Here is a 26,863-nt window from a genome sequence, read left to right as displayed (position 1 = left end):
GGGCCCGCCGTTCCACGTCGCGGTGCGCCGGACGGCGCGGGTGATGCACAATCGCAGCGGACAATCCGCGCCGAGGCCCCCGGCCTCCCCGAGACCCCGCAGGGACGAGACGACTCTTGCGAGCACCCAGCCGCCGCGACCGTAACGGCAGCCGTAACGGCGAAGAGGTGGGCCGATGAGCATGTACCGGGACCGGGTGCACCGCGGATCCGCCAGAGCCACCGTGCTGCGCACCGTAGGCACCCGGGAGCGCCGCTCCCATCTGACCGCCCCGCGCGTGCCCACGGTGGGCATCGACATCGGCGGCACCAAGGTCATGGCCGGCGTGGTCGACGCCGATGGCACCATCCTGGAGAAGGTCCGCACCGAGACGCCGGACAAGTCCAAGAGCCCCAAGGTCGTCGAGGACACCATCACCGAGCTGGTGCTCGACCTCTCCGACCGGCACGACGTCCACGCCGTAGGTATCGGCGCCGCCGGCTGGGTCGACGCCGACCGCTCCCGGGTCCTCTTCGCCCCGCATCTGAACTGGCGCAACGAACCGCTCCGGGACCGCCTCGCCGGCCGGCTGGCGGTCCCGGTCATGGTCGACAACGACGCCAACACCGCCGCCTGGGCGGAGTGGCGGTTCGGCGCCGGCCGCGGCCAGGACCACCTCGTCATGATCACGCTCGGCACCGGCATCGGCGGCGCGATCCTGGAGGACGGCGCCGTCAAGCGCGGCAAGTACGGTGTCGCCGGCGAGTTCGGCCATATGCAGGTCGTGCCCGGCGGCCACCGCTGCCCCTGCGGCAACCGCGGCTGCTGGGAGCAGTACAGCTCCGGCAACGCCCTCGTACGGGAGGCCCGCGAGCTGGCCGCCGCCGACTCCCCGGTCGCGTACAACATCATCGAGCGGGTCGGCGGGCGCGTACAGGACATCACCGGACCGCTGATCACCGAGCTGGCGCGCGAGGGCGACGCCATGTGCGTGGAGCTGCTCCAGGACATCGGGCAGTGGCTCGGCGTCGGCATCGCCAATCTCGCCGCCGCCCTCGACCCCTCCTGCTTCGTCATCGGCGGTGGCGTCAGCGCCGCCGACGACCTGCTGATCGGCCCGGCCAGGGACGCCTTCCGGCGCCATCTGACCGGCCGCGGCTACCGCCCCGAAGCCACCATCGCCAAGGCGCAGTTGGGCCCCGAGGCCGGGATGGTCGGCGCCGCCGACCTGGCCCGCCTGGTGGCCCGCCGCTTCCGGCGCGCCAACCGCCGCCGAGTGGAGCGCTACGAGCGCTACGAACGGTCCGGCCGCCGATGACCGAACCGGACCTGCCCCCCATGCACGACGACCTGCCGCCCGTACGGGACGACCACGGCGCGCTGCCGCCCCGCCCCAAGCGCCGCCGGCCCTTCCTCAAGGCGCTGATCGTCTTCCTGCTGGTCACGATCCCGGCGGGCTACCTGGTGATCTCCGCCGAGCAGAGCCGCGACAGCGGCGAGGACAAGGAAGCCGAGGCCGCCGCCACCGGCCTGACCAACGCCTTCCCCTCCAAGCTCCAGCAGCGGGTCTACAACGCCCCGGTGCCGATCGGCTCCACGCCGGTCTACTACTACGAGACCAACTCCTGGCAGACCAGCTCGCTGTACGTGCAGTTCCGGACCGACGACTGGGGCCTTGCGCACTACCTCGCGGCCGTCGGCACCAGCACCGCCGCCCTCAAGAAGGGCGAGATCACCATCACGCCCGCACAGGCGGCCGACGTCGGCTGGGACTTCAACGCCGACTGGCCCTGGCAGGGCGTCACGGTTGCCAGGAAGGCGCCGCTGCCCACCCAGGAGATCATGGTCAGCAACGACGAACCGGGCCACCCGGTCGTCTACGTCGTCTCCACCGTGAAGTTCTGAGGGCCGCGCCGGACCGCCCGCCGACCGGCGGCGTTCCGCCCGATACCGGGCCGCTCCTGACCCGGGTGTCCAGTGCCGTCCAGGTGGTCTAGGTCGGGGTCGTTTGTGCAGGTGGGGGCCTTGTGGTCCATCGGCATCGACGGTGTTGGTGTGACGCGTGTGATAGCAAGTGAGAGGTGAGGAACCCCCACCGGCTGGCTCCGGTGGGGGTTTCTGCGTTCGGGAGTGGGCCCGGTGCGTGGTGTTCGACGCGGTCTTGCTGTGCTCTGGCTCGCCGTTCTCGACGCAACGGAAGGGGCGAGGCGGCGGCCGACGGCGCATTGAGGGCGCATTTCGGCGGCCGAGGCTTGCGATGCGGGCGCCGTCCAGGGGTCGGCCGGCTTCGGCGGGGGGCGACGCATTCTTCGCCCTGGTCGAGCAGGGCTCGTACGGTGCGGGCTCCGGTGACGAGGATCGCTGTGTGTCCGTTCTGGTTCGTGGCGTTTTCGCGCTCATGCCGAGCGGTGTTACTGGGTCGATCTGGTGATGAGCTCGTCGGCGACCCACCGTGCGACGCTTGCGGGGTAGGGCGCCGGCAGGCCGAGGATGATGTGGTGGAACCCGGCGCTGGTGGCCTCGCCGATCGCGTTCCGGGTCGTGTCGGGGTGGTCGTAGGAGACCGGCAGCACGGTCGAGCGGGTGATGGCGGCGGGGTCACGGCCGATCTCGGCGCAGTAGCGGTCCAGCAGTTCGCTGCGCCGTACCGCGTCGTCGATGTCGCCGCCGGGGATGTTCCACACGTCGGCGTGCTGGGCCACGACTCGCAGCGTCGAGGCGGCGCGTCCGCCGATGAGGAGGGGCGGGTGGGGGCGTTGAACGGGCTTGGGGTTGCCGAAGGCGCCGGTCAGCTGGATGTGGGTGCCGTGGAAGTCGAACGGTTCGGCCTCGGTCCACAGCCGCCGGATCACCGTGCAGGCTTCGGCGAGGTGGGCCACGGCGCGGTCTGCGTCGTGGAAGGGCAGGCCGTGGGCTTCGTACTCGCGCCGGGCGCTGGGGTGGCTGGGGCGCGATCCGACGCCGATGCCGAAGTCGAGGCGTCCGCCGGAGACGACGTCGACGGTGGCGGCGATCTTGGCCAGCAGCGCGGGCGGGCGGAAGCGGTTGCTCGTCACGAGCACGCCCAGGCGCAGTCGCTGGGTGTGGGCCGCGAGGGCGGAGAGGAGTGTCCAGCCTTCGTAGGTCACCCCGTTGGGGTCGCCGCCGATCGGCATGAGGTGGTCGAACAGCCAGGCGTGCTCGATCTCCGCGATGGTGTCGGCCTCGTGCCAGACCCGCAGGATGTCGTGGTAGTCGACCTGCGAGGGGGCCGTCATGATCCCGAAGCGGGGAAGGAGGGATTTCGTCATAGGTGTTGAGTCCCTTTTCGTTCGGATGACGTGCGGTGCGGACTGCTGGGTGGTGTCGGCAGTCCCTTCCGGGTGCCTGTCCGGCGAGGCGCGGGCGGCACCTCGCGGCACGGGGCAGGGGCGCCCGGGGGTCCGCTTCCCGTGCCACGCACCGGCACCGCGCAGTGTCCCTGGTGCGTTCGTCTACTTGCTCAAAAGCTTCCCCAGCGCGTCGGGGTCGCCTTCCAGTGCGGTGGCCGCCGCCTTCCAGCCGGTGTCCTCGCCATGCAGGGCACTGCGGAGGAAGGACGTGGTGAGGTGCTGGATCAGGGCGACGCGCTCGGGGCTCTCGTCCGTCGTCTCGGTGACCTGGTGGCCGGGGATGCCTCCGAGCGAGTGCTCCGCTCCGAACAGGGTGAGCAGGCTCTTGTTCACCGGGCTGTGGGTGTAGGGGTCGGTGAACCAGTCCGGTCCGCGGGTGGACAGGTGGGACTGGTCACGGTCGCCGGCGACGATGAGGGCCGGTGCGGTCATGGTGGTGAAGGACGGCTTCATGAAGGGGAAGTGCTCGGCGGCGAACGGGGTCAGGTCGTCGCCGAGACCGGTCAGGGCGAGCAGCACACCGGCCGTGACGCGGGGGTCGGACATGTCCTCGCCGGGCGTGCCGTCGGAGTCGAGGACGCGGGCGCCCAGCAGCGTGCTCGCCGTCTGGGCTCCCCAGGAGTGGCCGGCCACGGCGATGCGGTCGCGGTCGAGGCGTCCGGCGAGGCCGGGCACGGCGGCTTCCAGAACGTCGAGTCCGTCGAGCGCGCGGGTGAGGTCTTCGATGCGGAAGCGCCAGATCCGCGGCGTGCGTGGGTCCTCGGCGGGGATGCCGAGTGTGCGGGAGTCGAGGTGGGTGGGCTGGATGACCACGAAGCCGTGTGCGGCCCAGTGGTCCGCCAGCGGGGCGTAGCCATCCATCGACCAGCCGAAGCCGTGGGAGAAGAGGATGACGGGCAGGTTGCTGCCGGTCGCGGGAGCGGACACGCGGACCTGGAGGTCCTCGCCGCGGCCCGGCGCGGACAGGACAACCGGCCTCGCGGAGACCACCGTGGTGGGTGCGTCCGCGATCTGCTGCGCGTTCGCGGTGTTCGAGTCGGCCATGGAGATGCCTTCCGTTCAGTGTCTTCGCGCTGTGTGGTTCGTTGGCGGCGTCGCAGGGCTCGGGCGGGTGGGGAGTGAGGAGTGCTTCTCGTGTGACGCTGCATCGGCGTCGGCTACCTGCGGGCCGTGCTCTTCCGCCCGGGTGGAGCGTGATGGCGTCGGCAGCGGCCCTGGTGGGCCGCTCGCCGGTACTATCGAATGGAAACGGAACGCTGTTCCGCTGACAATACGGAACGCGGTTCCGGTTTGCAATGCACAGCACGAAAGGAGTGCCCCGGTGAACGACAGCGGCCAGAGCCCGGGCAGTTCGGCCCAGTCCAAGCGCAAGGACGCCCGGCGCAACCGGCAGACCCTGCTGGACGCTGCCGCCGCGGTCTTCGTCGCCTCGGGAGTGGAAGCGCCGGTCCGCGACATCGCGGCCAAAGCCGGCGTCGGCCTGGGCACGATCTACCGGCACTTCCCGACCCGGGCGGACCTCGTCATCGCCGTCTACCGACACCAGGTCGACGCCTGCGCCGAGGCCGGCCCGGTGCTACTGGCGGCCGGCCCGACACCTCATGCCGCCCTGGGGCGGTGGGTCGACCTCTTCGTCGACTTCCTGGTCACCAAACACGGCCTGGCCGCCGCCATGCAGGGCGACGGCGCCAGCTTCGAGACGCTGCACGCCTACTTCCTCGAACGTCTGCTGCCGGTGTGCACCCAGCTCCTCGACGCTGCCGCCACCTCTGGTGAGATCCACTCCGGGATCGATGCCTACCAGCTCATGCGCGGCATCGGAAACCTGTGCATCGGCGCCGAGAGCGACCCCCGATACGACGCACGCCGACTCGCCTCACTCCTCGTCGCGGGGCTGAGCCGAACGTGATGACAGCGTTGTCCGGTCCCCGTCCTCGGCGACTGTAGGCCACGAGGCCGCGGCTCACCCGCCGGAAGGCCGGCCGACGCTTCCAGTAGGTTCACCACCGTGGGCACGAAGCCGGTGAACGACGCCACCAGAACGGCCAACGAGCAGGACTTCCCCAGCAATTGGGGCCGATGGGGTACGGAAGACGAGCTGGGCACGCTCAACCTGCTCACCGAGGAGGCCCGTACCGGACGAGCCGTCTCACTCGCCCAGCCGGTCCGGCCGGCACCGCTCGTCAGCGGACCCTTCGCGCCCACGACCCGCGACGTATCGCCGGTCCAGCAGTTGATGCTGTACACCGGAGGTGCACCTGCGACGGCGGACGTGATGCTGGTGACCAGCCATCACGTGCGCTCGACCTGACCCACGCCATCACCAACATCCCACTCAGCACCCACCGTTGGGGCGAGCACCCGACCTTGTGTCCGTGAACTCACGCCCGCTTGTGCGGTGGATCTGGAAGACTCCTGCTCGGCACTGTCTGACGCCAGTGCAAGGACGGCCGAGGGGCAGGGGAGCCGCTGTGGAACCGATCTTGATCGTCCTGATCATTCTGGTGGTGCTGGTCTTCATCGCCTTGATCAAGACGATCCACACCATTCCACAGGGCAGTGCCGCGATCGTGGAGCGCTTCGGCCGCTACACCCGCACACTCAACGCGGGCCTGAGCATCGTCGTCCCATTCGTCGACAAGGTCGTCGACCGCATCGACCTCCGTGAGCAGGTGGTTCCCTTCCCACCGCAACCGGTGATCACCCAGGACAACCTGGTCGTGAACATCGACACTGTCATCTATTACCAGGTGACGGACGCCCGCGCCGCGACCTACGAAGTCGCCGGCTACATCCAGGCGATCGAGCAGCTCACCGTCACCACGCTGCGCAGCATCGTCAGCGGCATGGACCTGGAGCGGACCCTCACCTCCCGCGCGGAGATCAACGCGACCCTGGGCGGGGTCCTCGACGAGGCCACCAGCAAGTGGGGCATCCGCGTCAACCGCGTCGAGCTCAAGGCGATCGAGCCGCCCACCTCCATCCAGGACTCGATGGAGAAGCAGATGCGCGCCGACCGTGACAAGCGCGCCGCCATTCTCCAGGCCGAAGGCGAGAAGCAGGCCGCGCTATTGAAAGCGGAGACCGAACGCGAAGTGGCAGCCATCCTCGCCGGCGGGAGCAGAGCGACGCGCAGCACACCGCAGTCGCCCGTCCAGGCCGGTCCCACCCCCGGACACCAGCCGCTGCGGCAGGACGATCCTCGCCGCGTCGGCCGCTACCACCTGACAGCTCGGCTGGGCCAAGGAGGGATGGGGACGGTCTATCTCGGCCGGTCTCCCGGGCAGCGCCTGGTCGCGGTCAAAGTCATCCGGTCGGAGTTCGCTACGGACCCAACGTTCCGGGAACGGTTCACCCGCGAGATCGAAGCCGCACGCCTCGTCGGCGGGTTCCACACCGCGCCGGTGGTCGACGCCGACTCCGACGGCGAACCGCCCTGGCTGGCCACCGAGTACATCCCAGGCCCGTCACTGCACGACGTCCTCAGGCAACAGGGCGCCCTGCCCACAAGAACCCTTCATACGCTCGCCGTCGGCGTCGCCGAAGCGCTCGAGCGCATCCATGCCTGCGGCATCATCCACCGCGACCTCAAACCCAGCAACATCATCATCTCCGGTACAGGTCCTCGCGTCATCGACTTCGGCATCGCCCGAGCCCTCGACAGCACCGCACTCACCCGCACCAACCACGTCGTCGGCACACAGGGGTTCCTCGCCCCGGAACAGCTCACCGGCGCGTCGATCACGCACGCCACAGACCTCTACGCCTTTGGCATGGTGCTCTGTCACGCCACTGGAGCTACGCCGCTCACGGACGGCGAATCCCTGGAGTCCGCCCTCAGTCTGTTGCCATCTCGCTTCGTCGACATCATCACCCGGTGCCTCGATCACGACCCGAACAGTCGCCCGACGTCCACCGAGGTACTCGAACGGCTCTCCCAGAACGACTCGTCATCCGAAGACTGGCTGCCGCCTCCCGTACGCACGATGGTCGACCTGTACAACGCCCCTACTGCCTCGGCACCTTGAGCCACATACGTGCGCGACCTCTCCAGTCCAGAGAACACCCCAGCGTCGGTGCCCCGCTTGTACGCAACGACGACCGGCGATCCGAGGCGAGCGCACAAGGGCACCACGTGCCCCCTTGAGAAGTGCGGACGCGGACATCACCGACCCACAAGCCGTGGCACGGGCCGCATCGGGCCACGAACGCGGTCCGGGGAGCAGTCGCCGCAGGCACCCCTGGAGCTACCCGGCAGGCTGCGCCCGCTATGCGTCCCGGACACCGCAGGCGAGAAAATGAGCGGTGCTGCGGGCCGGTCCGGATGACGCTTCATTCGATGATCTTGAGCTTCTACCTGGTGGGCTGAAAGATCACGCAGCGGAGAAGCAGAGCAAGAGTTCGCCCCATCGTCCGCAGAGACGCAACCAGGCCCCTCGCCACGCGGCAGAAGCCGTTGTTACTCGGAGGCGCACACCACAACAGTGGTCCGAGACGGTGACGCCCCCTCGTGAATGCTCAACGCATAGCCACGCGAGTCGGCCCGATCGTGGAGGCGGTGGCGTCGACCGGGCTCAGCCGCCCAACTCCTGGTAGCGGGCGAGCAGCCGGCGCGCACCCTCCTCGGTGAGTGAACCGTGCGGCCGCAGGCGGGCGATGCCGCCGTCCGGGAAGATGTCCATCCGGACGTGGGTGGTGGCGGGTGCGTCGTCGAGCATGAAGCGGTGGACGGTGTCGGGCTGGAGGCGCGTACGGGGCAGCAGTTCGACCCAGTCGCCGCTCTCGCCGTCGCGTCCGGACAGCCCTGCCCAGCCCGCCCCCAGGTCTGATGCACTCAAGTCGATAGTGATCCCGTAACCGCGATGCAGCACGTCGTGGGTCATGTTTTCAGGGTAAGTCCTGCCCCTGACAACGGAGTTGGCCGAAGTATCGGGCTGGTCGATGACGGTGGCTGCATCGGCGAGCAGGCCCGCCGCAGCTCGCATCGTCCCCTCCCCTTGTTCCGTGCACTCGCTGTCGTCAGTGGGCGTCAACTGTCGAATGGTCCCGACTGTCGGTCAGGTTTGAACACAGGAGGTTCACGGGTCGTGAGGGGCAGGAGGAGGGGTGGGTGCTGTCCCGGGTCCGGGGTCTGACTCATGAGACGTTTGACCGGAGTGTCTTGATCACACGGTGTCGACCGTTGGTCGGGGAGGGCGCGTTGTCGGTACCGGGCTGACGGGGTGTGTCTCGATAGGGGCTTGCCGATCAATGAGGCGTCATCACAATTCTGACCGCCCGACGCGGCCCGGTGCCGGCAACGCGATACGCCGATCGGACTGGAAGGAGAAGGGGCATGTCCGAGTTCTTCGACGTCATCGGCACGGATGCAGCGGACGGTGGCAGCAAGCCCCATTCCCCCCAGGAGGTCGTTGCCACCGCGCTGCGGACACTCGACCGCCGCACACCACCGCCGAGCGTCATCTCCGGCCGCCTCAACCGCGCGATGGCGACCCTGGCCCGAGCCGCCGGCCGACGCCGCACGGTCCAGTTCATGGGGTCCACGACATCCGCCCGCCGACCGGTGCAGTGACCGCGCACGCCGACGGGCTTCCGCCCTGCGACGTCACCCGGCCAGGTGGAAATGCGCGCGATCACCCCTCGGCATCACGTGATCAAACCGAGCAGACCCTCTGACGACGCCGCCCTGGGGCGGATGCGACCGCCGTAGAGAGTGCACATGACCGACGCGGGCACGGCCGCGGGGCCGGGGGCGGTGGAGTCGGCTCAGGAGGCCGTCGCGGGAACGAGGTGGTCGAGTCCCTGCGCACTGCCCGTCGCGGCCTCGATCGAGCGCGGCAGCATGATGCTCTCGTAGGCGCGGACGGCGTCGCCGATGCTGGATTCGGTGACGAGGGCGTGGGCGAGGTCGGAGCCGTCGAGCATGGCGAGATTGGCGCCCAGCCCAACCGGGGGCATCAGGTGCGCGGCATCGCCGAGCAGCGTGACGCCGGGAACGTGCTCCCAGGTGTGCGGGGTGGGCAGGACGAACAGGGACCGGTTGATGAACCCGCTGTCGCTGTTGCGCAGGATGTAGCGCAGGCTCTCGTCCCAGCCGTCGAACATCCTCAGCAGGTGCGTCCGCACGGCCCGCTGGTCGCCGAGGTCGATACCGGCGGCCACGTGCCAGTCCTCCGGCTCGCGGAGCGCGATGTAGGCGCGGATGTGGCCGTTGCTGTTGCGCTGGGCGACGAGGGACCTGCCAGCGCCCTTCGCCAGCATCGATCCGTTGCCGACCAGCCGCGCGAGGTCGGGGTGGCGGGTGTCGCAGTGGTCGAATCCGGTCTCGACGAAGGTGACACCGGTGTAGCCGGGTGCGGCGTGCGACAGGGCCGGGCGGACGCGTGACCAGGCGCCGTCGGCACCGACCACCAGGTCGAAGTCCTCGGCGGTGCCGTCACCGAAGAGCAGCCGGCAGGTGCCGTCCGCCAGTGGGGTGACCGCGTTGACGGCGCGGTTCCACCGCACCGTGCCCTCGGCGATCGAGTCCAGGAGCAGACCGCGCAGTTGGCCTCGGTCGATCTCCGGCCGGCCGCCGGTGGCGGAGGGCCCCTGCTGTGCCAGAGGGGCGGCGGTGGCGAAGTCGAGCACGCGCCACTCATCTCCTTCGGGGCGGGCCAGGGCGTGGAATCGGTCGAGGAGCCCCGCCGAACACAGGGCGGCCTGGCCGGTGTCGGCATGCATGTCGAGGGTGCCGCCCTGCGGGCGGGCGTCGGCGGATGCCTCGCGTTCGAAGACGGCGACGGAGCAGCCGTGTTGCTGCAGGACTCGGGCGCAGGTGAGGCCGCCGAGACCGGCGCCGACAATCGCGATGCGGGGATCACGAGCAGAGTTCATGGAGTGTCCCTCGGGAGGTGGGTGAGTCGCCGGGAGGCCCGACATCACCAAGAAAGCACACTCGCTAAATAAGCGCAACGACTAAACTTTCACAGCGGATGCACATCGGGGTATGGTGGGCGAGTGACCGAACCGACCGGGCGCCGCGAGCGCAAGAAGGCCCAGACCCGCCAGTCCCTGGCCGACGCCGCACTCAAGCTCTTCCTTGAGCGCGGCTACGACCAGGTCGGTGTCAAAGACGTCGCCGACGTCGCCGACGTCTCGGTGACCACCCTGTTCAAGCACTTCTCCGGCAAGGAAGCCCTGGTCTTCGATCAGGACGACGACCTGGAAGCAGCACTCGTCGCCGCCGTGCGCGACCGCACCCCGGGCCAGTCGATCCCGCAGGCGCTGCGCGAGCACATCCTGCTGAAACAGACCCAGTTCGCCGTCCACGCCACGGACCCGCGGTTCACCGACTTCACGCGCCTGGTGCAGGAGACCCCTGCGCTGCGCGACTACGCCCACCGCATGTGGACGCGCCACGAAGCGGCCCTGACGAGGGCCATCGCCGAAGCTGTAGGTGCACCCGAGGACGACGTCAGCTGCGCCGCCCTGGCCCGTTTCGCCCTTGAGGCCCGCAGCCTCATCCTGCGGCACGCCGAACCGCGCCAAGCCGCCGACGAAGCCTTCGCGCTGCTCGAACACGGCTGGGCAGCCTCCCACCCGGGCAACTGACCCGGTCTGCGAGGAGCCCCGGTGTGCGCGGATGCGGTGCGTGCTCTCGGGAGCATCAGCCTGACCAGCCGTCAGATCGGTGCTGCGTGGACGCGTTCCAGGGTGACCTTGCCGGTGGTGATGGTACGGCGGCGCAGGGCCTGGACGGCCTGGGGAAGGCGAGGCCGGGTGCGACGGCACAGGTCCTGAATCGGCGGATCTCGTCGCGGCCGTGTGCTGTGGCTCGGGTCCTGCCCAGCAGCAGTATGTCCCGCCAGGGCAACTGCTCGCTGCCACGGCCAACTACGCTCCACGCAGGCCACCTGAACCGGCATCCAGCCGGACAGAACCTCTGAACGGCACCGCCCTGGGCATGGTGCCGGAGCGCGAAACGAAGCACCCGGCGTACGGCCATCCGCCGCGCGTTCACACCATCGATCTCTCCGAGTTTCACGCGTGAACTGATCGGGCTGCCCCGGCCGTCATTCTGGCGTCGTGCGGGCGGCATGGCCAGACGCGGTAGGAATCTGCCGAGTCCGCGGGGGCAGGACAGGGTGCTACCTGACAGACGGGTCGGCGGGTGCGGTCTTGGTGACAGACAGCCCTGTGATGTGTCGTCTACCTCTGCGAGGCACACCACGTATGACACCCACCACAAGAGCCCAGGAGGGCGCGGACACATCGTGTGCCTGCCTGCCTGACTGGCCCCAGCAGACCGTCCGATGGCTACTTCGTCGGCGCCGGTCCCGTCTCCTGGTGGCCCGGCACGCTTGCGGCGTCGTCGATGTTCTCCTCGACCCAGGTGCGCAGGAGCCCCAGCGGCACGGCTGCGCTGTGGCCGAGGGCGGTCAGGGCGTACTCCACGTGCAGGGGGACGGCGGGGTAGACGGTGCGGTCGACGAGCCCCGCGTCCTCCAGGCGTCGCAGGGTCTGGGTGAGCACCTTGGGACTTACCCCTTGCAGGAGACGTTGCAGAGCGCCGAAGCGCTGTGGGCCGTCTTCCAGGGCTCCGATGGCCAGGGCTGACCACTTGTTGGCCAGCAGGTCCAGCATGGCGCGGCAGGGGCACTGGGCCGCGTAGACGTCGTGGTGGGCGTGCTGCCCGGTGTGGCAGTCGGTGGTCACGTGGAACGCTCCTCAACAGCATGCTTCCCATTGGGAAGTAGGTTCCCTTGATGGTAACTACCTCCCTGGGGCTACGGTCAATCCCACTGGACCGGCGGCCGATAAGCGGCCTTCCGGTGTATTTGGCTCAGGTTCAAGGGAGTTGACTCATGTCCTCGATGCGCGCGGTGGTGCAGCATGCCTTCGGCGGCCCGGACGTCCTGCGGGTGGAGGAGGTGCCCCGGCCCGTGCCGCTTCCGACCGAGGTCCTGGTGCGGGTGCACGCCGCTGGGATCAACCCGGTCGACTGGAAGACCCGGGGCGGCGGCGCCATGGCCGGGGTGCTCGGCGAGCCGCCGTTCACTCTGGGCTGGGACGTCTCCGGCATCGTGGAGGAGACCGGCTTCGGCGTGACCACCCTCAAGCCCGGCGACGAGGTCTACGGGATGCCGTGGTTCCCCCGCGCGGCCGGCGGCTACGCCGAGTACGTCACCGCCCCCGCCCGCCAGTTCGCCCGCAAGCCTGCGAGCATCAGCCACGAGCAGGCTGCCGCCGTACCGCTGGCAGCACTCACCGCCTGGCAGGCCCTGGTGGACACTGCGGACGTCCGGCCGGGCCAGCGGGTGCTGGTCCATGCCGCCGCCGGAGGCGTCGGACACTTCGCCGTCCAGTTCGCCAAGCACCTGGGTGCCTACGTCACCGGCACCGCCAGCAGTCCCCGCCACGAATGGCTCACCGCACTCGGCGCCGACGAACTGGTCGACTACACCACCGTCCGCTTCGAGGAGGCCGCCAAGGACATCGACGTGGTCCTCGACCTCGTCGGCGACGCGCACGACAACACCAGCATCCGCTCGCTCGACGTGCTGCGCCCCGGCGGGCTGATTGTCGCCATCCCCGCCGGGGTCTCGCCTGAACTCCTCCAGGCGGCCCAGTCCCGCGGGCTGCGCACCAGTCCCTTCCTGGTCGAGCCCGACGGCCCGGCTCTGACACGCATCGCCGAACTCATCGACGCCGGTGAGGTGGGTGTGGAGGTCGAGGAGGTCTACCCGCTGGAGCAGGCCGCCCGGGCCCACGCCCGCGGTGAGAGCGACCGCACCCGCGGCAAGCTCGTCCTGCGCGTCGCCTCCTGACCCGGTTCATTCGCTGCCCACGCCACCTGGCCGCAGCGGGCGACCGGCGCACGTCCGAACCGGCACCCTGACCACCACACCGACCTGGTCGCAGGGCAGACACAGTCAGGGTGCACCACCCACAGCCGCAAAGACCGGCCACCGAGCACCACCGATCCCACAATGTGAGGAAGTTCGCCGTGTTCTACGAGCTTCGGCGCTACCAGACCCGGCCCGGCCGCCGGGATGAATGGGTCCGCTACATGGAGGAAGTCGTCATCCCGTTCCAGACGTCGAAGGGGATGACGGTCACCGCGTCCTTCATCGACGAGGAGGACCCGGACGGTTACGTCTGGATCCGCCGGTTCGACGACGAGGCGCACCGCGAGGAACTGTATGCCGCCGTCTACGAGAGCGACCGCTGGCGAGACGGGATCCGCCCGGCAGTCCAGGAGCTGCTGATCCCGGAGAAGTCCGTCATCACCCGCGCGGTCCCCACAGCACTCTCCGCGCTCCGCTGACACCAGGACCCACCGCGCACCCCACCGCAGAACCGGCACGAATCCCAAGAAGCGTCCCCCTCAACGGAGAAGATCCTGATGAATACCGCAACGCAAGCGAAATCCCTGCCCGCACCATCGATCACCCACTCCGCCGCCACCGCGCTCATCGAAGCGGTGCGCGCGGCCGCCGAGAAGATCGGATTCGAGGTGGCCGTTGCGGTCACGGACGCCGGCGGCCACCTGAAGGCGTTCGAGCGTGCCGACGACGCACCCTTCCTGGCCGCCGAAGTCGCCGTCGACAAGGCGTGGACGGCAGCCTCCTACCGCATCGCCACCCACGTCTGGAACTCCCACGTGGCCAACCCCCAGGTAGCCCCTCTCACACACCACCCCAGGCTGATGGCCGTCGGCGGCGGCTACCCGGTGATCGAGGACGGCAAGGTCATCGGCGGTCTCGGCATCTCCGGCGGCAGCTACGAGCAGGACCAGCAGGCCGCAGAAACCGCGCTGAACTCGCTCGGCTTCCCGGTCCCGGCCTGAAACAGCCACCGCGCCGGCGCGGGCAGCGCACAGCACGCCGTCCCTCGTGTGCCCTCCATCGCACCGACCAGGTATCCCTGGATCCGGCGCCCCGGGCCCGTCGTCCACCCGACGTCCCGCGACGGACGAGCATGACCGATACGTCCTCAACCTCTCGCGTACTCGCCGACGCCGGCCCACGGGGGAGGTGGTCCTCGGAGTGGACACGCACCGGGATGCTCACGTGGCTGCGGTGCTCTCCTTGGTGGGGGCGGTCCTCGCCACCGGCGAGTTCCCGGCCACCGCGGCGGGATACCGCGATCTGCTGAAGTGGGCCGGGGGCCTGGGTGTGGTGAGGCGGGCCGGGGTTGAGGGGACCGGCTCCTTCGGGGCGGCTCTGTCCCGCTATCTGCTGGCCCAGGGTGTGGACGTGTTCGACGTGAATCGGATGGACCGCACGGATCGCCGTCGGCGCGGCAAGACGGATCCGCTCGATGCCCAGAACGCGGCCCGGGCGGTGCTGAGCGGGCGGGCCCGCGCCAGGGCCAAGTCAGGTGACGGGCCAGCGCAGATCGCCCGGTTGTACAAACTGGCCAAGGGATCGGCCGTCAAAGCCCGCACTCAGGCCATTAATCAACTGAAGGCCGTCCTTCTTACTGCCGACCCCGACCTGCGGGAAGAATTGGCCGGGCTGCACCACGCGGAACTCTTCCGCACCTGCGCGGGGTTCGCCGATGTGAGCCAGAGCGAGGGGGACGGTGAAGAGGCGGTGCTGCATGCCACTCGCGTCACCCTGAGCGTGCTGGCTCGCCGGATCGGGCAGCTCACCGAGCAGATCCGGGACTTGGAAGATCACCTGGCCCGCCTCGTGGAACGCCACGCCCCGCAGCTGCTCGCAGTGGTAGGGACCGGGCCGGACACGGCCGTCACTTTGCTGATCACGGTGGGGGACAACCCGGAACGGCTGGGCAGCGAGGCGTCCTTCGCCGCGCTGTGCGGGGTCAGTCCCGTCGAGCGTTCCTCGGGCCGTCGGCAGTACCGTCGCCTCAACCGCGGCGGCGACCGGCAGGCCAATGCCGCGCTGCACCGGATCGTGCAGACGCGTCTGCGCCTCGACCCGCGAACCCAGGACTACTGCGAACGCCGCATCAAGCAGAGCTGAGCCTCAAGTGCCAAGTGCTGCTGTACCCGGTCACCGACGCGAACTTCGGCACACCCTCCTACCAGCAGTTCTCCGAGGGCTGCTACCTCACCCTCGAAGGCATGAAGTGGTTCTGGGACCAGTACACCGCCGACCCCGCTCAGCGCGCCGACCCCCACGCCTCACCGCTGCGCGCCTCACTGGACCAGCTCAGGAGCATGCCCCCGACCCTGGTCATCACCGACGAGGCCGACGTGCTGCGCGACGAGGGCGAGGCGTACGCGGCCAGGCTGCGCGAGGCGGGGATCCCGGTCACGGCGGTGCGCGTGCTGGGCACGGTCCACGACTTCATGATGCTGGACAGCCTGCGCGACACCGCCGCCAACAACGTCGCGCTCAAGCTGGCCGGTGACACCCTGCGCGACGCATTGCACGGGTGGTGAGCTGCCACGATCCGATGGTGATCGGACGAACGGCGACCCGGGTCCGGCTTCGCGAGAGCCGGGCCCGGTCTCGCTGATCGCGGGCAGCAGGTCGCCTTGCCGGTCACCTGAGCACCACTGAGCTATTTCCATCCTGAAGTCGCAGGTAGCGGGCCTGGCGTGGGTTGAGGATGGAAATAGCCCAATCTGCGCTACTACCGCTACGCGTCAGGCTCGTTGAACCAGGCGGAAGCGAAAGGCGTCCCAGAGCCACGGATATGTCCACGGGCAGCGAGTCCGGGCGGGCGTCGTGGCGTGATGTCTGGTGCGTGTCCGATGCGGCCCGGGTGTACCCGAAGCCTGGTATTCACTTGGCGGGGAGGCGGATCACGAAGCGCGCGCCGGTCGTGGTGGCGTCGAGGGTGAGGTCGCCGTCGGCCGCGCGGGCCAGGCGGCGAGCGAGGGGGAGTCCCAGGCCCGCGCCGTCGTGGCCGTCTTCTGGATCGGCGCGGTAGCCGGGTTCGAAGATCTGCGACGACACGACGTGGGAGACGCCGGGTCCATCGTCGGCGACCGTGATCTCGACCCCGTTCTCCCCAGCCGTGTATTCGAGTGTCACCTGGGTCGTGGCGTAGCGGCGGGCGTTGTCCAGCAGCGGTGTCAGGATGCGTTCCAGCAGCGGGGCCGGGACCCCCACCGTCACGGCCGCGCCGTGAACCGTGATCGGGGGTGCGTCGGGGTGTTCGCTGCGGGCGCGCTGTGCGAGGGCTTCGAGGACTTCCCGGGCTTGGCACCGGCCGGGCCCTACGGTGCCGGAGCGGGCCTCGGTCAGCAGGGTTCGGCAGATCTGCCGCATGCGCTCTGCCGCGTCGGCGATCGCCTGGTGGGCGGCTTGCTGCTCGGCGTTGCTGCGGGGGCGGGCGGTGAGCCATTCGGCTTCGGCGCAGATGCGCGCGAGGGGGGTGCGCAGTTCGTGGGAGAGTTCGGCGGTCAGTTGCTTCTCGTGGCGCAGGACTGCGGCCTGTCTCTCCAGGAGCGTGTCGAGGTGGCCACCCACTTCCGCCAGTTCTGCCGGGCGGCCGTGGGTGCCGAAGCGTTTTGTGATGCCGTCTTCGCTGTGCTGGGCGGCGCTGGCGCTCATCGCGGTGACCGGGCGCAGAGCTCGTCCGACGATCATGCGTGCGAGCCAGTAGACGCAGGCGGGGAGCAGCAGCGCGAGCGTTATCGAGCCGGCCAGGACGGCGCGGGTGGTGAAGGTGTAGGAGTCCAGGCTCACTTGGGTGACCACGGTGCCGATCTGGCGCCCGCCGTGATTCAGCGGCAGCGCGAACAGACGTGAGCCTGCGACGTTCTCGTAGCGTCTGCCGGCACCGGCCATGGAGTCGGCGGCACGTTGGAGTGCCGCGGTGGCATGGGGGCGTTCGATGTTGGTGGTGCCCTGGTAAATCCACCCGGTGCGGTCCGCGACGGCGTCGTTCGGGGTCTCCCGCACGGTGATGGTTCCGTCTGCATGCGCGGTCACAGCCGAGGCAACGGCGGTGGCTCGCGTGCGCAGCTGCTGCTCGATCTGGTGGCCCAGCTGGCCGTGGAGGACCAGGTTGAAGGTGGCGATGGGAACCGCTATCAAGATCGCGGCGATGGCCAGTGCGAGCAGCGCGAGACGGCCGCGCAGCGTCGATGGCCGGTGAAGGCGGGGTGCGTTCATGTGAAGCGGTAGCCCACACCGCGTACGGTGTCGATGCCGTGCGTGCCGCACGCCCGGCGCAGCTTGCGGCGCAGCCGCAGCAGGTATTGATCGAGCGTGTTGTCGCTCACGTACGCGCCTTCGGGCCAGCCCGCGCGCACCAGAACCCGTCTGCGCACGGCGGCACCCGGAGCAGACATCAGGCAGGCCAGCAGCCGGAACTCCGTCGGCGTCAACGGTACCTGCGCCCCCTCCGCGGGACACAGGGCGTGGGTGACCGGGTCCAGCTTCAGCGCCGGCGTCTCCGGCTGGGTGCCACGGCCGGTGCGCTGCAATGCGGCGCGCAGGCGCGCGGCGAGCTCGGCCACGTGGCAGGGCTTGCCCAGATAGTCGTCACCGCCGGCTGAGAAACCCGCCAGCCGGTCGGTAATGACGTCGTGGGCCGTGAGGAATACCACAGGAGCGGTCACCCCCGCGGCGCGCATGGCCTGACACACATCGCGGCCATCCGCATCCGGCAGCCCCACGTCCAGCACCACCGCGTCCACACCCGGATCGATGCTGCGCAGCGCCATGGCGCCGTTCGCTGCGGTACGCACCGCGAAGGACTCCTCGCGCAGCCCCCGGGCCAGCACCTCGCGCAGCCCGTGGTCGTCCTCGACGACCAGCACCGTCGGTTCGGTCATACCCGCAGTATCACCCGGCTGCCTGTGAAGCCGATACGCGCTTCACTGCGACCTCCTGGCAGCGAAGGCATGGGTGTACGACCCGGGCGGTTTTGCCTGCCCACAGCCGGTGCCCGAACCGGAGAGCGCCGAGTACGCGGCTGACGAGTTCACGCTCGACGGGCGCTCGGTCAGAATCCGCGCGGTCAAGGACCACCCCGACGAAGGTCGGCCAGTTCGCCACGGTGTGGCAGCGGTCCCCGGAGGGGCCGATCCGGCCCTTCGATGCCGACGACGGGGTTGACCTCGTCGTCATCAGCAGTCGCGACAGCGGCCACTTCGGACAGTTCGTGTTCCCGCGCGAGGTGCTGTGCGGGCGCGGGATCATGTCCCGAAACGGCTCCGCCGGGAAGCGAGGGTTCCGTGGCTACCCGCCGTGGGTGACCACGGCCAATCTTCAGGCACGCAGCACCCAAGCGTGGCAGGCGAACTACTTCCTGCACATCGACGAGGACGGGCCGGTTGACCTGGCGTGTGCCCGCGCCCTCTACCACCCGTAGGTCCGCGCTTCGGTCCGCAATGGCTGCTTGCCGCCTCGCCCAGGGCCCCGGCTGGATGGCGTCACCCGCCACACCGGCCAGTGAGATCTTCGCGCGATCCGGACACGACACCGCCCTCAAGGCTCGTATCGCCGAAGGCCAGGGGTGATCCAGTGTCTTTCCGCGAGTACTACTGGGCCCCGTCAGCGACCGCTGACGCATCTGGAAGGAACACTCGTCCACGCTTCCACAGGCCGTAGTTGGCATTGACGGGTGGTCGGCGTGGGTGGTCGGCGGAGTGTCGCGGTAGACCCGCCATCTACTCCGGTGTGTCCTCGGGTGGCCGTTCGGCGGCGGCCGTGAGCTGTTGGGCCAGGTCTTTGAGGGACTGGCGCAGTTGATCGGGACGGCGGACGGTGAAGCGCCATTCGATGGAGGCGAGCAGGTGGGCCATGGACTCCAGCCGTTCGACCTGCGCGCGCAGCAGTACCCCGGTGGGTGTGGCGGTGAGGGTTGCGATCGTGCGCGGCAGCCGACGCGAGATGTCATCGATAGGGCCGTCGATGAGCACCTCGACCTGCCATAGGGAGGGGGTCCGGGCCAGGGATGCGGTGAGGTAGGTAACCGGGTCGAAGTCGTCGGGGGCGGTGAAGGTGCTGGCGCTGGGCGTGGCGGATTCGATCCGGTCCATGCGAAAGGTGCGCAGGCTGTCACGGAGGTGGTCGTGACCGACGAGGTACCAGCAGCCGGCGTGGAAGATCACGCCGTAGGGATCGACGTCGCGCTCTGTGTGTTCCTGGTACCAGGACCGGTAGTGCAGGCCGACGGTATGAGCGGAGCGGCATGCCTGCGCCAGGGTCAGCAGGATGCCTGTCTGAGGGGCCTGTGCGAGCACGGTGTTGGCGGTGAAGTCCACGGTGTCCCGCATGGCGGCGAGCGGTTCGCGCAGGGCGTCGGGGAGCACTCGTTCGATCTTGGCGAGGGCGCCAGCGCTGGCTGGGGCGGTGGTGCTCATGCCCAGACGCTCGCCGGCCAGTAGGCCCAGCATGACCACGAGGGCTTCTTCGTTGGTGAGCATCAGAGGTGGCATCCGGTAGCCGCGGGCCAGTCGGTACCCGCCGAAGCGGCCTCGGACGGACTCCACAGGGATGCCCAGATCGCGCAGGCGCGCCGCGTAGCGCCGCACGGTGCGGACGTCGGTTCCCAGACGGTCGGCCAGTTGCGTGCCGGTCAGTCCTGGATGTGTCTGGAGGAGCTCCAGCAGGGCCAGTACGCGCGTCAAGGGGTATGACATGGATCACTCATGGTTTCAGGGCGGAAACTGTCCTGTATGGACTCTACTCTCGCCTCAACCCATGAAATCCAAGGAGAATCCGCATGTCTACCTTCATACTCGTCCCCGGCGCCTGGCTCGGAGCCTGGGCATGGGAGGAAACCGCTCGTGCGCTGAGCGAGCGAGGCCACGCGGCGCTGCCGGTGACGCTGACCGGCCTGGGCGAACGATCCGGCGACGCCACCCCGGAGGTGAGCCTGGACACTCACATCAACGACATCACCGCGTTCGTCATGGAACAGGACCTGCGGGACGTCACCCTCGTGGCGCACAGCTACGCGGCGGTCCCCGTCACGGGCGCTGCGGACCGCCTCGGGCCGCGGCTGGAGCGCCTGGTCTATCTCGACAGCGCTCCCTTCGCCGAGGGCATGCGCCTGCTCGATGTCATGCCGGAAGATGTCGTCGACCAGCTGCGCGAGCAGGTTGCCGAGCACGGAGGCGGATGGCGGCTCCCGTTGCCGCCGTTCGAGCTTCTCGGCGCATTGAGCAGCATCGAAGGGCTCGACCAGGCCCAGCGCGACCTCCTGCGCACCCGTGCCACGCCCCAGCCGTTCCGCACCTTCGAGCAGCGGCTCGCCAGTCCTGCTGAGTTCGGTCCCGACCTGGACCGCGTGGTGGTCGCCTGCAACGATGCCAAGGCTCTGCTGGATGCCGCGGTGCCGACGCTGGCTTTCCTCGACCAATCACCGTGGCGGCACTTCCATCTGCCCACGGGGCACTGGCCCATGTTGTCCAGGCCCGTCGAACTCGCCGACACCCTCGACGAAGTCGTCTCTTCCGCACGCTGACAGGCAAATTCGCGCTCGTGCGCAGGCACTGCGCGATGTTCTGCACCGCATCCGCCTTGCCGCGATCTCCATGGCATGCATCCAACCCATCAACGCCTGGCCGGAGCAGGCGCGTCGAGGTGGGCACGCACCGGGACCGTGCGGGCGGGCCCCTCACACGCGCAGTCGGGCAACACGGGCACGTGCGACCGCGCGGACGCGGTCCATCCGGCGGTCCGGGCTTCCCGCCTCCATCCCACAGTCGTGCTTCACGCGACCTGATCCCAGTACGTCACGGAACCACCGCTCCCCTGTCGGGGACCGCCCTCAGCGGCGCTCCCCGACCTTGTTAGGCGCAGGGGAGTTCTCACGCAGAGTGTTCACCAACGCTTTCCGCAAGGCCCCGCGGGGCGGGCCCGGTCGGCTGGTCAGGGTACGTTCAGGTTTCCGCCGGAACACTGCATCCATGACGTGTACGACCGGCCTATCACCGCCGTCGGCGACCATGGCCGTGCGCCGCATTCAGCCAGGCGCCTTGAATCCACAGCCTGGTCTCACCCTCCCGCCGACGTGCCGGAGGCATCAGCTGGGTCTCCTTCAGCCGCGATGGCCGCCGGCGTGACACGTGCGCGTCGCCGGTGATCGCCCTCGCGTCGGCCCCCCGAAACGGGCCGTGAGGCAACAGGCCCGCATGGGAGGCACCCAATGAAATCAATGACAGGAAGGCGAATGATGATCTCGACGAAGAGCCGCGTCTGGTCGGTGACCCTGGCCCTGGCCGTGGGGTTGACCGCGTCGGCGTGCACGGGGAAGGACGCCGGCTCCGGCGCCCATGCCAACGCTTCCTCCTCCGCCACGGCCGCAGGCACCCCGGCGGAAGGCGGTTCGAAGGGCTCGACGCAAGGTTCGGGGGTCTTCTACGACGGGTTCGAGCAGCAAGCTGACAACGGTTGGAAGACCGCCGTCAACGACAGCACCGACAGCCGACGCAAGCTGTCCCTGACACAGATGGAACAGCAGCCGGGCGGGTTGCTCCAGCGCGTCTCCTCGCCGACCCGGGACGGCCACTACGCACTGCAGGCCACGGTCCCCCATCAACTGGGCAGCTTCCGCTCGGAGGTCGCCCGACCGCCCGTGCCGATGGGCTCGGAGGACTGGTACGGCTTCAGCATCTACCTGCCCCCCACCTGGCAGAACGACCCGCAAGGCAACATCCTCGCCCAATGGCACGCCATCGTCGACACCGCAAGGACCGCGGGTGACGGAACGGGCCAGCCACCTGTCGCCTTGTCCGTCCAAGGAAACCAGTGGCGGCTGAAGATGCACTGGAACACGCAGGGCCCGGACTTCAAGGGGGCTGGTAAGGGCACACGGACCTTCAATCTGGGGTCCATCAAGAAGGGCGTGTGGGTCAACTTCGTGCTGCACGCCAAGTGGTCCCACAACAGTGACGGGCTGGTGCAGCTGTGGCAGGACGGGCACCAGAAGGTCAACTACACCGGTCCGGACGAGTACAACAACAAGCAGGGCCCCTACTTCAAGATCGGCATCTATCACCCAGAATGGAAGTCGTTCAACGCAGCCAAGTACCGCCAGGACACCGCCGCTACCAAGCCGATCACCGTCTACGACGACGCCATCCGCACCGCGCAAGGCTCGGCGAGCTACAAGGACGTCGCCCCCCACTGACCTCCAGAACCTGTGCATCGGACCAACAGCCAGCCGTAGATCAAGCAGAGGTATCAGGGCAGTGGCGTATCCAATGAGGCCGTTTCATCTTGAAGTTGCAGGTCACGGTGCTGGTCGGGGTTGTGATCGATAGCAGGTGATCGTCGGCCATGGGCCGGTTTGCCGGAAACAAGCACCGCGGCGATCGGTGTCGTCTGCTGTCCGCTGAGCATGAGAAGTTCGCGGGCGGGAGGGCTGACCGGTGGCCGAGGCGCTGACCTGGGTGATGCAGCGGCGGATGGTGTTGGTCGAGCATGCCGAACAGCCGCGCAAGGAGCCGGCGGAGACCGAGGCGGAGGTGGCTCGGCTGGAGGTCGCGGAAGTGGTGATCGGCCAGTTCATCGAGGCTGAGCGGTTCGGCGAGGCGGACGATCCGGTGATGGACGCGGAGCTGGAGCGCGTCACCGCGGCGCCCGGGGCGGGTGGGATGCTGCTGGTTCCGTTGCGCGAGGACGGCATGGGCACCGACCATCTGCCCGCGGACTACCGGGCGGTGGTCGAGGTGGTGGCTCGGGCCGCGGAGACGGTCAAGGCCGGTCAGGTCAGCGAGTCCCTGGGCAAGGGGACACTGCCCGGTCAGGTGGAGTCGGTGCGCGCGAAGCTGAAGCGGCTGGCCGAGCGGGGCTGGCTGCATCGCACCCCGGCGGGCCGATATGTACCGCTGCCTTCGCTACGAACGTGAGTCTGGCCGAATCGTGGCGTAACAGACAGGACCCCGGCGGGTGTTGGGGCGTTCATGTCGAAGAACTCCCGGCCCGCCAAGGGCACTGACGGCCTTGTCTACCAGTGCCGCCTGCCGCTGTCGAGCACCACCCTGGACATGCTCGCCGGCCTCATCCGCGGCCACCTGAAGAAGATCCGCTCCCGCCGGCGCAAGCTCCTGCCCGGACGGATCGCCCTGATCGTCCTCGCGGTCCTCCGCCACGACCAGCCGCTTTCCCACATGGCGGGCGGCAACGGCGTCTCCGCCTCCACCGTGCGCCGCTGGCTCGCGGCGCCGGCGTCAGTGGCTCGAACCGGTGGTGGACGTGGGCTACTGGTGCCAGGTGTGTTTGAGCACGGTGAGCATGTCGAGGCAGAGCGCGAAGCTGCGGTCGACCCGCTCTCGGCCGCCGGTGGCGAGCAGATCGAGTTGCAGGCCACGAGCCTGCGCCACGATCACCGAGGCCACGAGGTGAGCCCGTGCGGGAGGGCATCCCTCTGCCTTGACCAGATTCTCCATCAGTTTCAGGGAGTCGTGGACGACCTGCTGAAGGTAGCGCCCGTAGCGTTCCGGCTGCCGCACCGCTTGCGCGTAGATCTCGAAGAGCAATCGGTAGACGGGCAGGTGCTGCGGGGTGGTCGAACACTGCCACCAGTGGGCCAGGTTGTCGGTGCTGCTTGGTGAGCTGGTGACGTCCGCGGCGTCGACCAGGCTCGTTCGCAGTCGTTGGATCACCGAGAACACCGTCCACTGGACCAAGGACGTCACCTTCAGCGAGGACGCCAGCCAGGTCCGTCGCCACCACACCCCCGCGGTCATGGGCGCGCTGCGTGACCTCGCCCGTGCCACGCTCCACCGGACCGGCTGAGCCAACATCGCCAGCGGCCGACGTGCTCACACCCAACCCGGAACAGTCCTGGCCCTCCACGGAATCCCATGATCAAACCGGACGATCAGGACTCCCCCCGGGCCCTGGAGGCACCCCACCAGCTCATCCTGGGTCAACCAGGTCGAGCGCTGGTTCGGCCTGCTAACGGACAAGCTCATCCGACGCGGTGTCCACACCTCCGTCAAGGCACCGGAGGACGACATCAAGGCACGGATCGACGCCTGGAACGAGAACCCCAGACCCTCCGCTTGAACCAAAACCGCCGACGAGATCCTGAACTCCCTCGCCAGCCACCTCACCAAGATCGCTCAGCCCAACACCGAGAATAACTAGAGACCTACGTCTGGTACTTCTGGTGCAGCCCGCTGGCCCAACCGCGCCGATCGCGTCACACCTCGTCGTGCACCCAGCCCATCAGCTGGCGCAGCTTCCGGCCGGTGGTCTCCAGCAGGTGGTCGCTGTCAGCCTTCTTGTACTCGTTGTACCTGGGCAGACCCGCGTTGTACTCGTTGATCCAGTTCCGAGCGAAGGTGCCGTCCTGGATCTCGCCGAGGACCTTCTTCATCTCGGCCTTGGTGGCGTCGGTGATGATCCGCGGGCCGGTGACGTAGTCGCCCCACTCGGCGGTCTCCGAGATCGACCAGCGCATCTTCTCCAGGCCACCCTCGTACATCAGGTCGACGACCAGCTTCAGCTCGTGCAGGCACTCGAAGTAGGCGATCTCCGGCTGGTAGCCCGCCTCGACCAGGGTCTCGAAGCCCGCCTTCACCAGCGCGGACACGCCCCCGGCGAGGACGGCCTGCTCGCCGAAGAGGTCGGTCTCGGTCTCCTCGGTGAAAGTGGTCTTGATGACGCCCGCCCGGGTGCCGCCGATGCCCATCGCGTACGACAGCGCCAGTGCGAACGCGTTGCCGCTCGCGTCCTGCTCGACCGCGACGATGCACGGCACACCACGGCCCTCTTGGTACTGGCGACGCACCAGGTGGCCCGGGCCCTTGGGAGCGACCATGCACACGTCCACGTTCGCCGGGGGCTTGATCAGGTCGAAGCGGATGGTGAAACCGTGCGCGAAGAACAGCGCGTCGCCATCCTTGAGGTTGTCCTTGATGGACTCCTCGTAGACCTTGCCCTGGATCGGGTCCGGCACCAGGACCATGATGACGTCGGCCTCGGCTGCGGCCTCGGCCGGCGATACCACGCGCAGACCCTGCCCCTCGGCCTTCACACGGGACTGGGAGCCCTCGGGCAGCCCGACCCGCACGTCCACACCGGAGTCGCGCAGCGAGAGTGCGTGGGCGTGGCCCTGGCTGCCGTAACCGAGAATCGCGACCTTGCGGCCCTGGATGATGGACAGGTCGGCGTCGTCGTCGTAGAAAAGCTCGGTCACTTGGGATTTCTCCTTAGCTGATGTGGGGGTTGCGTTTCCCACCGTATGCCGGTGGGCGGAAAGGGGTCTTGAGGATCTAGGCATGCGGTCGGCGTATGGGCCAGCCGAAGATGGTCCAGTCCATTGGGCTACTGGTATTCGGCTGGCGTGCGATAGCCCCGGAGGGGTTCACATTTCCTTAACCGCTGTTAGCCTCGGGCGATGTGCTTGGGCGGCGACCGGGCAAGTGGCCCCAGCCACCGCTGCCAGGTTGGCCACCACTATCCGACGAGCTGCGCTACGTGCCCGCAGGCCTATTCGGAACGCTTCTTGAGCTCACGGAGCTGTGTCACTTCACCCTATCCAGCGCATCTGGGAACGTCCTATTGTCTCGTCTCGAAAGGCTTACCGGGGCTAGTTTGAGGGTGCACTGCGAGCATCCAGTCAATCCACGAATGCGACTCATATTCCACCGCGCAGCGAAACAGTATGTCGGCGCCTAGAGCTGTACATCGGTCATCTGACGTATATGCCTTTCGGCTGAGTTCGGCAGGAACCGGATACAGCTCCCCGCCGTATATGACCAAGTGGCACAGCGCAGTCGCGCCTGCCGCGCACATCACCGCTGGCCTTCTCGCCCTGGTTGGTGGCATTACTCTGACCGGTCCCGGAGCGGTCCCCGGGGCCAGCGCCCGGACCATCGCCGCCCTCGGCGCGGCAGGACACCTCCGCCCCAGTCCACCCGCGGCAAGCCTGCTCACGTCAGCACAAGGTCCGAACTATCGGCCTTGGCCGCGTTCATCAGCAGCCAGAGGACCGAGCGAGTCCTGGTTCTCCACGTGGCGCGACAGGCCGACGACCGGCCGCGAGATCCGGCGTGGACGGCTCACTGACGAGATCAGACGCATCTTCCACGACGCAGGCGGCAGCTGGAGCCCTCCGAAGATCCGGATCACGCTCGTGCGGGAGGGGCGGCGGGTGTCGATGAACACTGTCGCCAAGCTCATGGCCGAACTCGGCCTGGCCGGCCAGAAGAACCACCGGCGCCGGAGCCTGACCCGGCAGACAGGCGGCCGCCCCGGACTTGGTCCGCCGCGACGTCACCGCCGGCGCTCCGGACCAAGTGTGGTGCGGTGACATGACAGAGATCGAAACTGGCGACGGGCAGGCCCTGCCTGGCCACCGTGATCAATCCGTTTTCCTGTCGGCTGCTCAGCTACGCGATGGGCAGACGCCACGACGCCGTAATCGTCATCGCCGCCTTCCACATGCCCGTCGCCACCCACGGCAGCGACGTGAAAGACATGGTCTTCCATAGTGGTCGCGACAGGGACCGCATATCGCATACCGCACACATTGTGCACACTTATCAAAATCGCAGGACAGCGGCGCTTTCAGCGAGTTCGAAGACCGCCACACGCGACATTTGATGAATCCGGAATGCCGACCCTTTCGAAACGTTTGTT

The 26,863-nt window shown here is 68.6% G+C and carries 25 protein-coding genes and 5 pseudogenes; 21 read left to right on the top strand and 9 right to left on the bottom strand.

The features are described from left to right. The first annotated feature begins 175 nt into the window (after nt 1-175). Together IEZ17_RS25675 and IEZ17_RS25670 are read left to right on the top strand one after the other, a co-directional pair. A complete protein-coding gene (locus IEZ17_RS25675) occupies nt 176-1,297 on the top strand; it encodes an ROK family glucokinase (RefSeq protein ID WP_159507376.1) in 1,122 nt (373 codons plus the stop codon). Beyond that, nucleotides 1,294-1,884, top strand: a complete 591-nt coding sequence (locus IEZ17_RS25670; RefSeq protein WP_189303994.1) for a hypothetical protein — start codon at nt 1,294-1,296, stop codon at nt 1,882-1,884. Before IEZ17_RS25675 ends, IEZ17_RS25670 begins: the two co-directional genes overlap by 4 nt. A 506-nt stretch (nt 1,885-2,390) precedes the next feature. Here IEZ17_RS25670 and IEZ17_RS25665 read toward each other — a convergent pair. Beyond that, nucleotides 2,391-3,269, bottom strand: coding sequence for an LLM class flavin-dependent oxidoreductase (locus IEZ17_RS25665; RefSeq protein ID WP_189303992.1), 879 nt, complete (start codon nt 3,267-3,269; stop codon nt 2,391-2,393). Between the two features lie 183 nt (nt 3,270-3,452). Continuing rightward, entirely contained in the window at nt 3,453-4,394 is a 942-nt protein-coding gene (locus IEZ17_RS25660) for an alpha/beta hydrolase family protein (protein ID WP_189303990.1), read from the bottom strand. Between the two features lie 277 nt (nt 4,395-4,671). Here IEZ17_RS25660 and IEZ17_RS25655 point away from each other — a divergent pair, with 277 nt between their 5' ends. The 4 genes and pseudogenes from IEZ17_RS25655 (at nt 4,672) to IEZ17_RS42840 (ending at nt 7,378) form a co-directional block, all read left to right on the top strand. Next, nucleotides 4,672-5,259 (top strand): TetR/AcrR family transcriptional regulator, encoded by a 588-nt coding sequence (locus IEZ17_RS25655; RefSeq protein ID WP_189303988.1) that lies wholly within the window; start codon nt 4,672-4,674, stop codon nt 5,257-5,259. 99 nt (nt 5,260-5,358) lie between these two features. Continuing rightward, nucleotides 5,359-5,661, top strand: a complete 303-nt coding sequence (locus tag IEZ17_RS25650; RefSeq protein ID WP_229852623.1) for a hypothetical protein — start codon at nt 5,359-5,361, stop codon at nt 5,659-5,661. Nucleotides 5,662-5,821: 160 nt separating this feature from the next. Beyond that, nucleotides 5,822-6,514 (top strand): annotated as a pseudogene (locus IEZ17_RS42845) (SPFH domain-containing protein); the annotation flags it as partial. A gap of 21 nt (nt 6,515-6,535) precedes the next feature. Then, nucleotides 6,536-7,378: a serine/threonine-protein kinase gene (locus IEZ17_RS42840; RefSeq protein ID WP_373299933.1), complete on the top strand. Its 843-nt coding sequence runs from the start codon at nt 6,536-6,538 to the stop codon at nt 7,376-7,378. A 546-nt stretch (nt 7,379-7,924) separates the two neighbouring features. Here the strand turns inward: IEZ17_RS42840 and IEZ17_RS25640 are convergent. After that, nucleotides 7,925-8,167: pseudogene (locus IEZ17_RS25640) on the bottom strand (allantoicase); the annotation flags it as partial. Between the two features lie 518 nt (nt 8,168-8,685). Here IEZ17_RS25640 and IEZ17_RS25635 point away from each other — a divergent pair. Continuing rightward, nucleotides 8,686-8,922, top strand: coding sequence for a hypothetical protein (locus tag IEZ17_RS25635; RefSeq protein ID WP_189303984.1), 237 nt, complete (start codon nt 8,686-8,688; stop codon nt 8,920-8,922). Between the two features lie 194 nt (nt 8,923-9,116). Here IEZ17_RS25635 and IEZ17_RS25630 read toward each other — a convergent pair whose 3' ends face one another. Beyond that, entirely contained in the window at nt 9,117-10,226 is a 1,110-nt protein-coding gene (locus IEZ17_RS25630; protein ID WP_189303981.1) for an FAD-dependent oxidoreductase, read from the bottom strand. 123 nt (nt 10,227-10,349) lie between these two features. Here IEZ17_RS25630 and IEZ17_RS25625 point away from each other — a divergent pair, with 123 nt between their 5' ends. Beyond that, nucleotides 10,350-10,943 (top strand): TetR/AcrR family transcriptional regulator, encoded by a 594-nt coding sequence (locus tag IEZ17_RS25625; RefSeq protein WP_189303979.1) that lies wholly within the window; start codon nt 10,350-10,352, stop codon nt 10,941-10,943. A 705-nt stretch (nt 10,944-11,648) separates the two neighbouring features. Here IEZ17_RS25625 and IEZ17_RS25620 read toward each other — a convergent pair. Next, nucleotides 11,649-12,047 (bottom strand): winged helix-turn-helix transcriptional regulator, encoded by a 399-nt coding sequence (locus tag IEZ17_RS25620; protein ID WP_189303977.1) that lies wholly within the window; start codon nt 12,045-12,047, stop codon nt 11,649-11,651. A 149-nt stretch (nt 12,048-12,196) separates the two neighbouring features. On the opposite strand from IEZ17_RS25620, the gene IEZ17_RS25615 reads away from it, so the two are divergent. The 5 genes and pseudogenes from IEZ17_RS25615 to IEZ17_RS25595 form a co-directional block, all read left to right on the top strand. Further along, a complete protein-coding gene (locus IEZ17_RS25615; protein WP_189303975.1) occupies nt 12,197-13,159 on the top strand; it encodes an NADP-dependent oxidoreductase in 963 nt (320 codons plus the stop codon). Nucleotides 13,160-13,338: 179 nt separating this feature from the next. Continuing rightward, nucleotides 13,339-13,659, top strand: a complete 321-nt coding sequence (locus tag IEZ17_RS25610; RefSeq protein WP_189303973.1) for an NIPSNAP family protein — start codon at nt 13,339-13,341, stop codon at nt 13,657-13,659. A gap of 78 nt (nt 13,660-13,737) precedes the next feature. After that, on the top strand, nt 13,738-14,181 hold the full coding sequence (locus IEZ17_RS25605) for a GlcG/HbpS family heme-binding protein (RefSeq protein WP_189303971.1): 444 nt from the start codon (nt 13,738-13,740) through the stop codon (nt 14,179-14,181). 131 nt (nt 14,182-14,312) lie between these two features. Beyond that, nucleotides 14,313-15,316, top strand: a pseudogene (locus IEZ17_RS25600) (IS110 family RNA-guided transposase); the annotation flags it as partial. 2 nt (nt 15,317-15,318) lie between these two features. Next, nucleotides 15,319-15,744: pseudogene (locus IEZ17_RS25595) on the top strand (alpha/beta hydrolase fold domain-containing protein); the annotation flags it as partial. Nucleotides 15,745-16,090: 346 nt separating this feature from the next. Here the strand turns inward: IEZ17_RS25595 and IEZ17_RS25590 are convergent. Next, nucleotides 16,091-17,428, bottom strand: coding sequence for a sensor histidine kinase (locus tag IEZ17_RS25590; protein WP_189303967.1), 1,338 nt, complete (start codon nt 17,426-17,428; stop codon nt 16,091-16,093). Continuing rightward, nucleotides 17,425-18,093, bottom strand: coding sequence for a response regulator transcription factor (locus tag IEZ17_RS25585; RefSeq protein WP_189303965.1), 669 nt, complete (start codon nt 18,091-18,093; stop codon nt 17,425-17,427). Before IEZ17_RS25585 ends, IEZ17_RS25590 begins: the two co-directional genes overlap by 4 nt. Nucleotides 18,094-18,166: 73 nt before the next feature. On the opposite strand from IEZ17_RS25585, the pseudogene IEZ17_RS25580 reads away from it, so the two are divergent. Continuing rightward, a pseudogene (locus IEZ17_RS25580) lies at nt 18,167-18,632 on the top strand (MepB family protein). Between the two features lie 298 nt (nt 18,633-18,930). Here IEZ17_RS25580 and IEZ17_RS25575 read toward each other — a convergent pair. Beyond that, entirely contained in the window at nt 18,931-19,905 is a 975-nt protein-coding gene (locus tag IEZ17_RS25575) for a helix-turn-helix transcriptional regulator (RefSeq protein ID WP_189303964.1), read from the bottom strand. 83 nt (nt 19,906-19,988) lie between these two features. Here IEZ17_RS25575 and IEZ17_RS25570 point away from each other — a divergent pair, with 83 nt between their 5' ends. From IEZ17_RS25570 to IEZ17_RS44580, 5 genes are all read left to right on the top strand, one after another. Beyond that, nucleotides 19,989-20,732 carry an alpha/beta fold hydrolase gene (locus tag IEZ17_RS25570; RefSeq protein WP_189303962.1) on the top strand — a complete coding sequence of 248 codons (744 nt, stop codon included), beginning with the start codon at nt 19,989-19,991 and terminating at the stop codon, nt 20,730-20,732. 708 nt (nt 20,733-21,440) lie between these two features. Next, nucleotides 21,441-22,400 carry a polysaccharide lyase family 20 protein gene (locus IEZ17_RS25565; protein ID WP_189303960.1) on the top strand — a complete coding sequence of 320 codons (960 nt, stop codon included), beginning with the start codon at nt 21,441-21,443 and terminating at the stop codon, nt 22,398-22,400. Nucleotides 22,401-22,641: 241 nt separating this feature from the next. Continuing rightward, nucleotides 22,642-23,121, top strand: coding sequence for a hypothetical protein (locus IEZ17_RS25560; protein WP_189303959.1), 480 nt, complete (start codon nt 22,642-22,644; stop codon nt 23,119-23,121). A gap of 54 nt (nt 23,122-23,175) precedes the next feature. Then, nucleotides 23,176-23,826: a hypothetical protein gene (locus IEZ17_RS44585; protein WP_189303957.1), complete on the top strand. Its 651-nt coding sequence runs from the start codon at nt 23,176-23,178 to the stop codon at nt 23,824-23,826. Then, nucleotides 23,813-24,010 carry a hypothetical protein gene (locus IEZ17_RS44580; RefSeq protein WP_189303955.1) on the top strand — a complete coding sequence of 66 codons (198 nt, stop codon included), beginning with the start codon at nt 23,813-23,815 and terminating at the stop codon, nt 24,008-24,010. Before IEZ17_RS44585 ends, IEZ17_RS44580 begins: the two co-directional genes overlap by 14 nt. A 409-nt stretch (nt 24,011-24,419) precedes the next feature. Here IEZ17_RS44580 and ilvC read toward each other — a convergent pair whose 3' ends face one another. Continuing rightward, entirely contained in the window at nt 24,420-25,418 is a 999-nt protein-coding gene (gene ilvC, locus IEZ17_RS25545) for a ketol-acid reductoisomerase (protein ID WP_189303953.1), read from the bottom strand. Nucleotides 25,419-25,886: 468 nt separating this feature from the next. Between ilvC and IEZ17_RS44575 the strand changes: the two genes are divergently transcribed. Beyond that, a complete protein-coding gene (locus IEZ17_RS44575) occupies nt 25,887-26,534 on the top strand; it encodes an IS3 family transposase (RefSeq protein ID WP_373299929.1) in 648 nt (215 codons plus the stop codon). A 47-nt stretch (nt 26,535-26,581) separates the two neighbouring features. After that, nucleotides 26,582-26,827, top strand: a complete 246-nt coding sequence (locus IEZ17_RS25535) for a hypothetical protein (RefSeq protein ID WP_189303949.1) — start codon at nt 26,582-26,584, stop codon at nt 26,825-26,827. Nucleotides 26,828-26,863 lie beyond the last annotated feature (36 nt).

The sequence above is a fragment of the Streptomyces albospinus genome, assembly GCF_014648695.1.
In the GTDB taxonomy this organism is placed as follows: Bacteria; Actinomycetota; Actinomycetes; order Streptomycetales; family Streptomycetaceae; genus Streptomyces; species Streptomyces albospinus.
Note: the sequence above shows the minus strand (reverse complement) of the source record. Positions and strands in the feature narration are given on the sequence as shown.

Excerpts from the sequence above, each read along its gene's own strand:
- IEZ17_RS25675 (WP_159507376.1), top strand. The coding sequence starts at position 176 with ATGAGCATGTACCGGGACCGGGTGCACCGCGGATCCGCCAGAGCCACC.
- IEZ17_RS25670 (WP_189303994.1), top strand. The coding sequence starts at position 1,294 with ATGACCGAACCGGACCTGCCCCCCATGCACGACGACCTGCCGCCCGTA.
- IEZ17_RS25665 (WP_189303992.1), bottom strand. The coding sequence starts at position 3,269 with ATGACGAAATCCCTCCTTCCCCGCTTCGGGATCATGACGGCCCCCTCG.
- IEZ17_RS25660 (WP_189303990.1), bottom strand. The coding sequence starts at position 4,394 with ATGGCCGACTCGAACACCGCGAACGCGCAGCAGATCGCGGACGCACCC.
- IEZ17_RS25635 (WP_189303984.1), top strand. The coding sequence starts at position 8,686 with ATGTCCGAGTTCTTCGACGTCATCGGCACGGATGCAGCGGACGGTGGC.
- IEZ17_RS25630 (WP_189303981.1), bottom strand. The coding sequence starts at position 10,226 with ATGAACTCTGCTCGTGATCCCCGCATCGCGATTGTCGGCGCCGGTCTC.
- IEZ17_RS25615 (WP_189303975.1), top strand. The coding sequence starts at position 12,197 with ATGTCCTCGATGCGCGCGGTGGTGCAGCATGCCTTCGGCGGCCCGGAC.
- IEZ17_RS25605 (WP_189303971.1), top strand. The coding sequence starts at position 13,738 with ATGAATACCGCAACGCAAGCGAAATCCCTGCCCGCACCATCGATCACC.
- IEZ17_RS25590 (WP_189303967.1), bottom strand. The coding sequence starts at position 17,428 with ATGAACGCACCCCGCCTTCACCGGCCATCGACGCTGCGCGGCCGTCTC.
- IEZ17_RS25585 (WP_189303965.1), bottom strand. The coding sequence starts at position 18,093 with ATGACCGAACCGACGGTGCTGGTCGTCGAGGACGACCACGGGCTGCGC.
- IEZ17_RS25575 (WP_189303964.1), bottom strand. The coding sequence starts at position 19,905 with ATGTCATACCCCTTGACGCGCGTACTGGCCCTGCTGGAGCTCCTCCAG.
- IEZ17_RS25570 (WP_189303962.1), top strand. The coding sequence starts at position 19,989 with ATGTCTACCTTCATACTCGTCCCCGGCGCCTGGCTCGGAGCCTGGGCA.
- IEZ17_RS25565 (WP_189303960.1), top strand. The coding sequence starts at position 21,441 with ATGATGATCTCGACGAAGAGCCGCGTCTGGTCGGTGACCCTGGCCCTG.
- IEZ17_RS44585 (WP_189303957.1), top strand. The coding sequence starts at position 23,176 with ATGTCGAAGAACTCCCGGCCCGCCAAGGGCACTGACGGCCTTGTCTAC.
- IEZ17_RS44575 (WP_373299929.1), top strand. The coding sequence starts at position 25,887 with ATGTCGGCGCCTAGAGCTGTACATCGGTCATCTGACGTATATGCCTTT.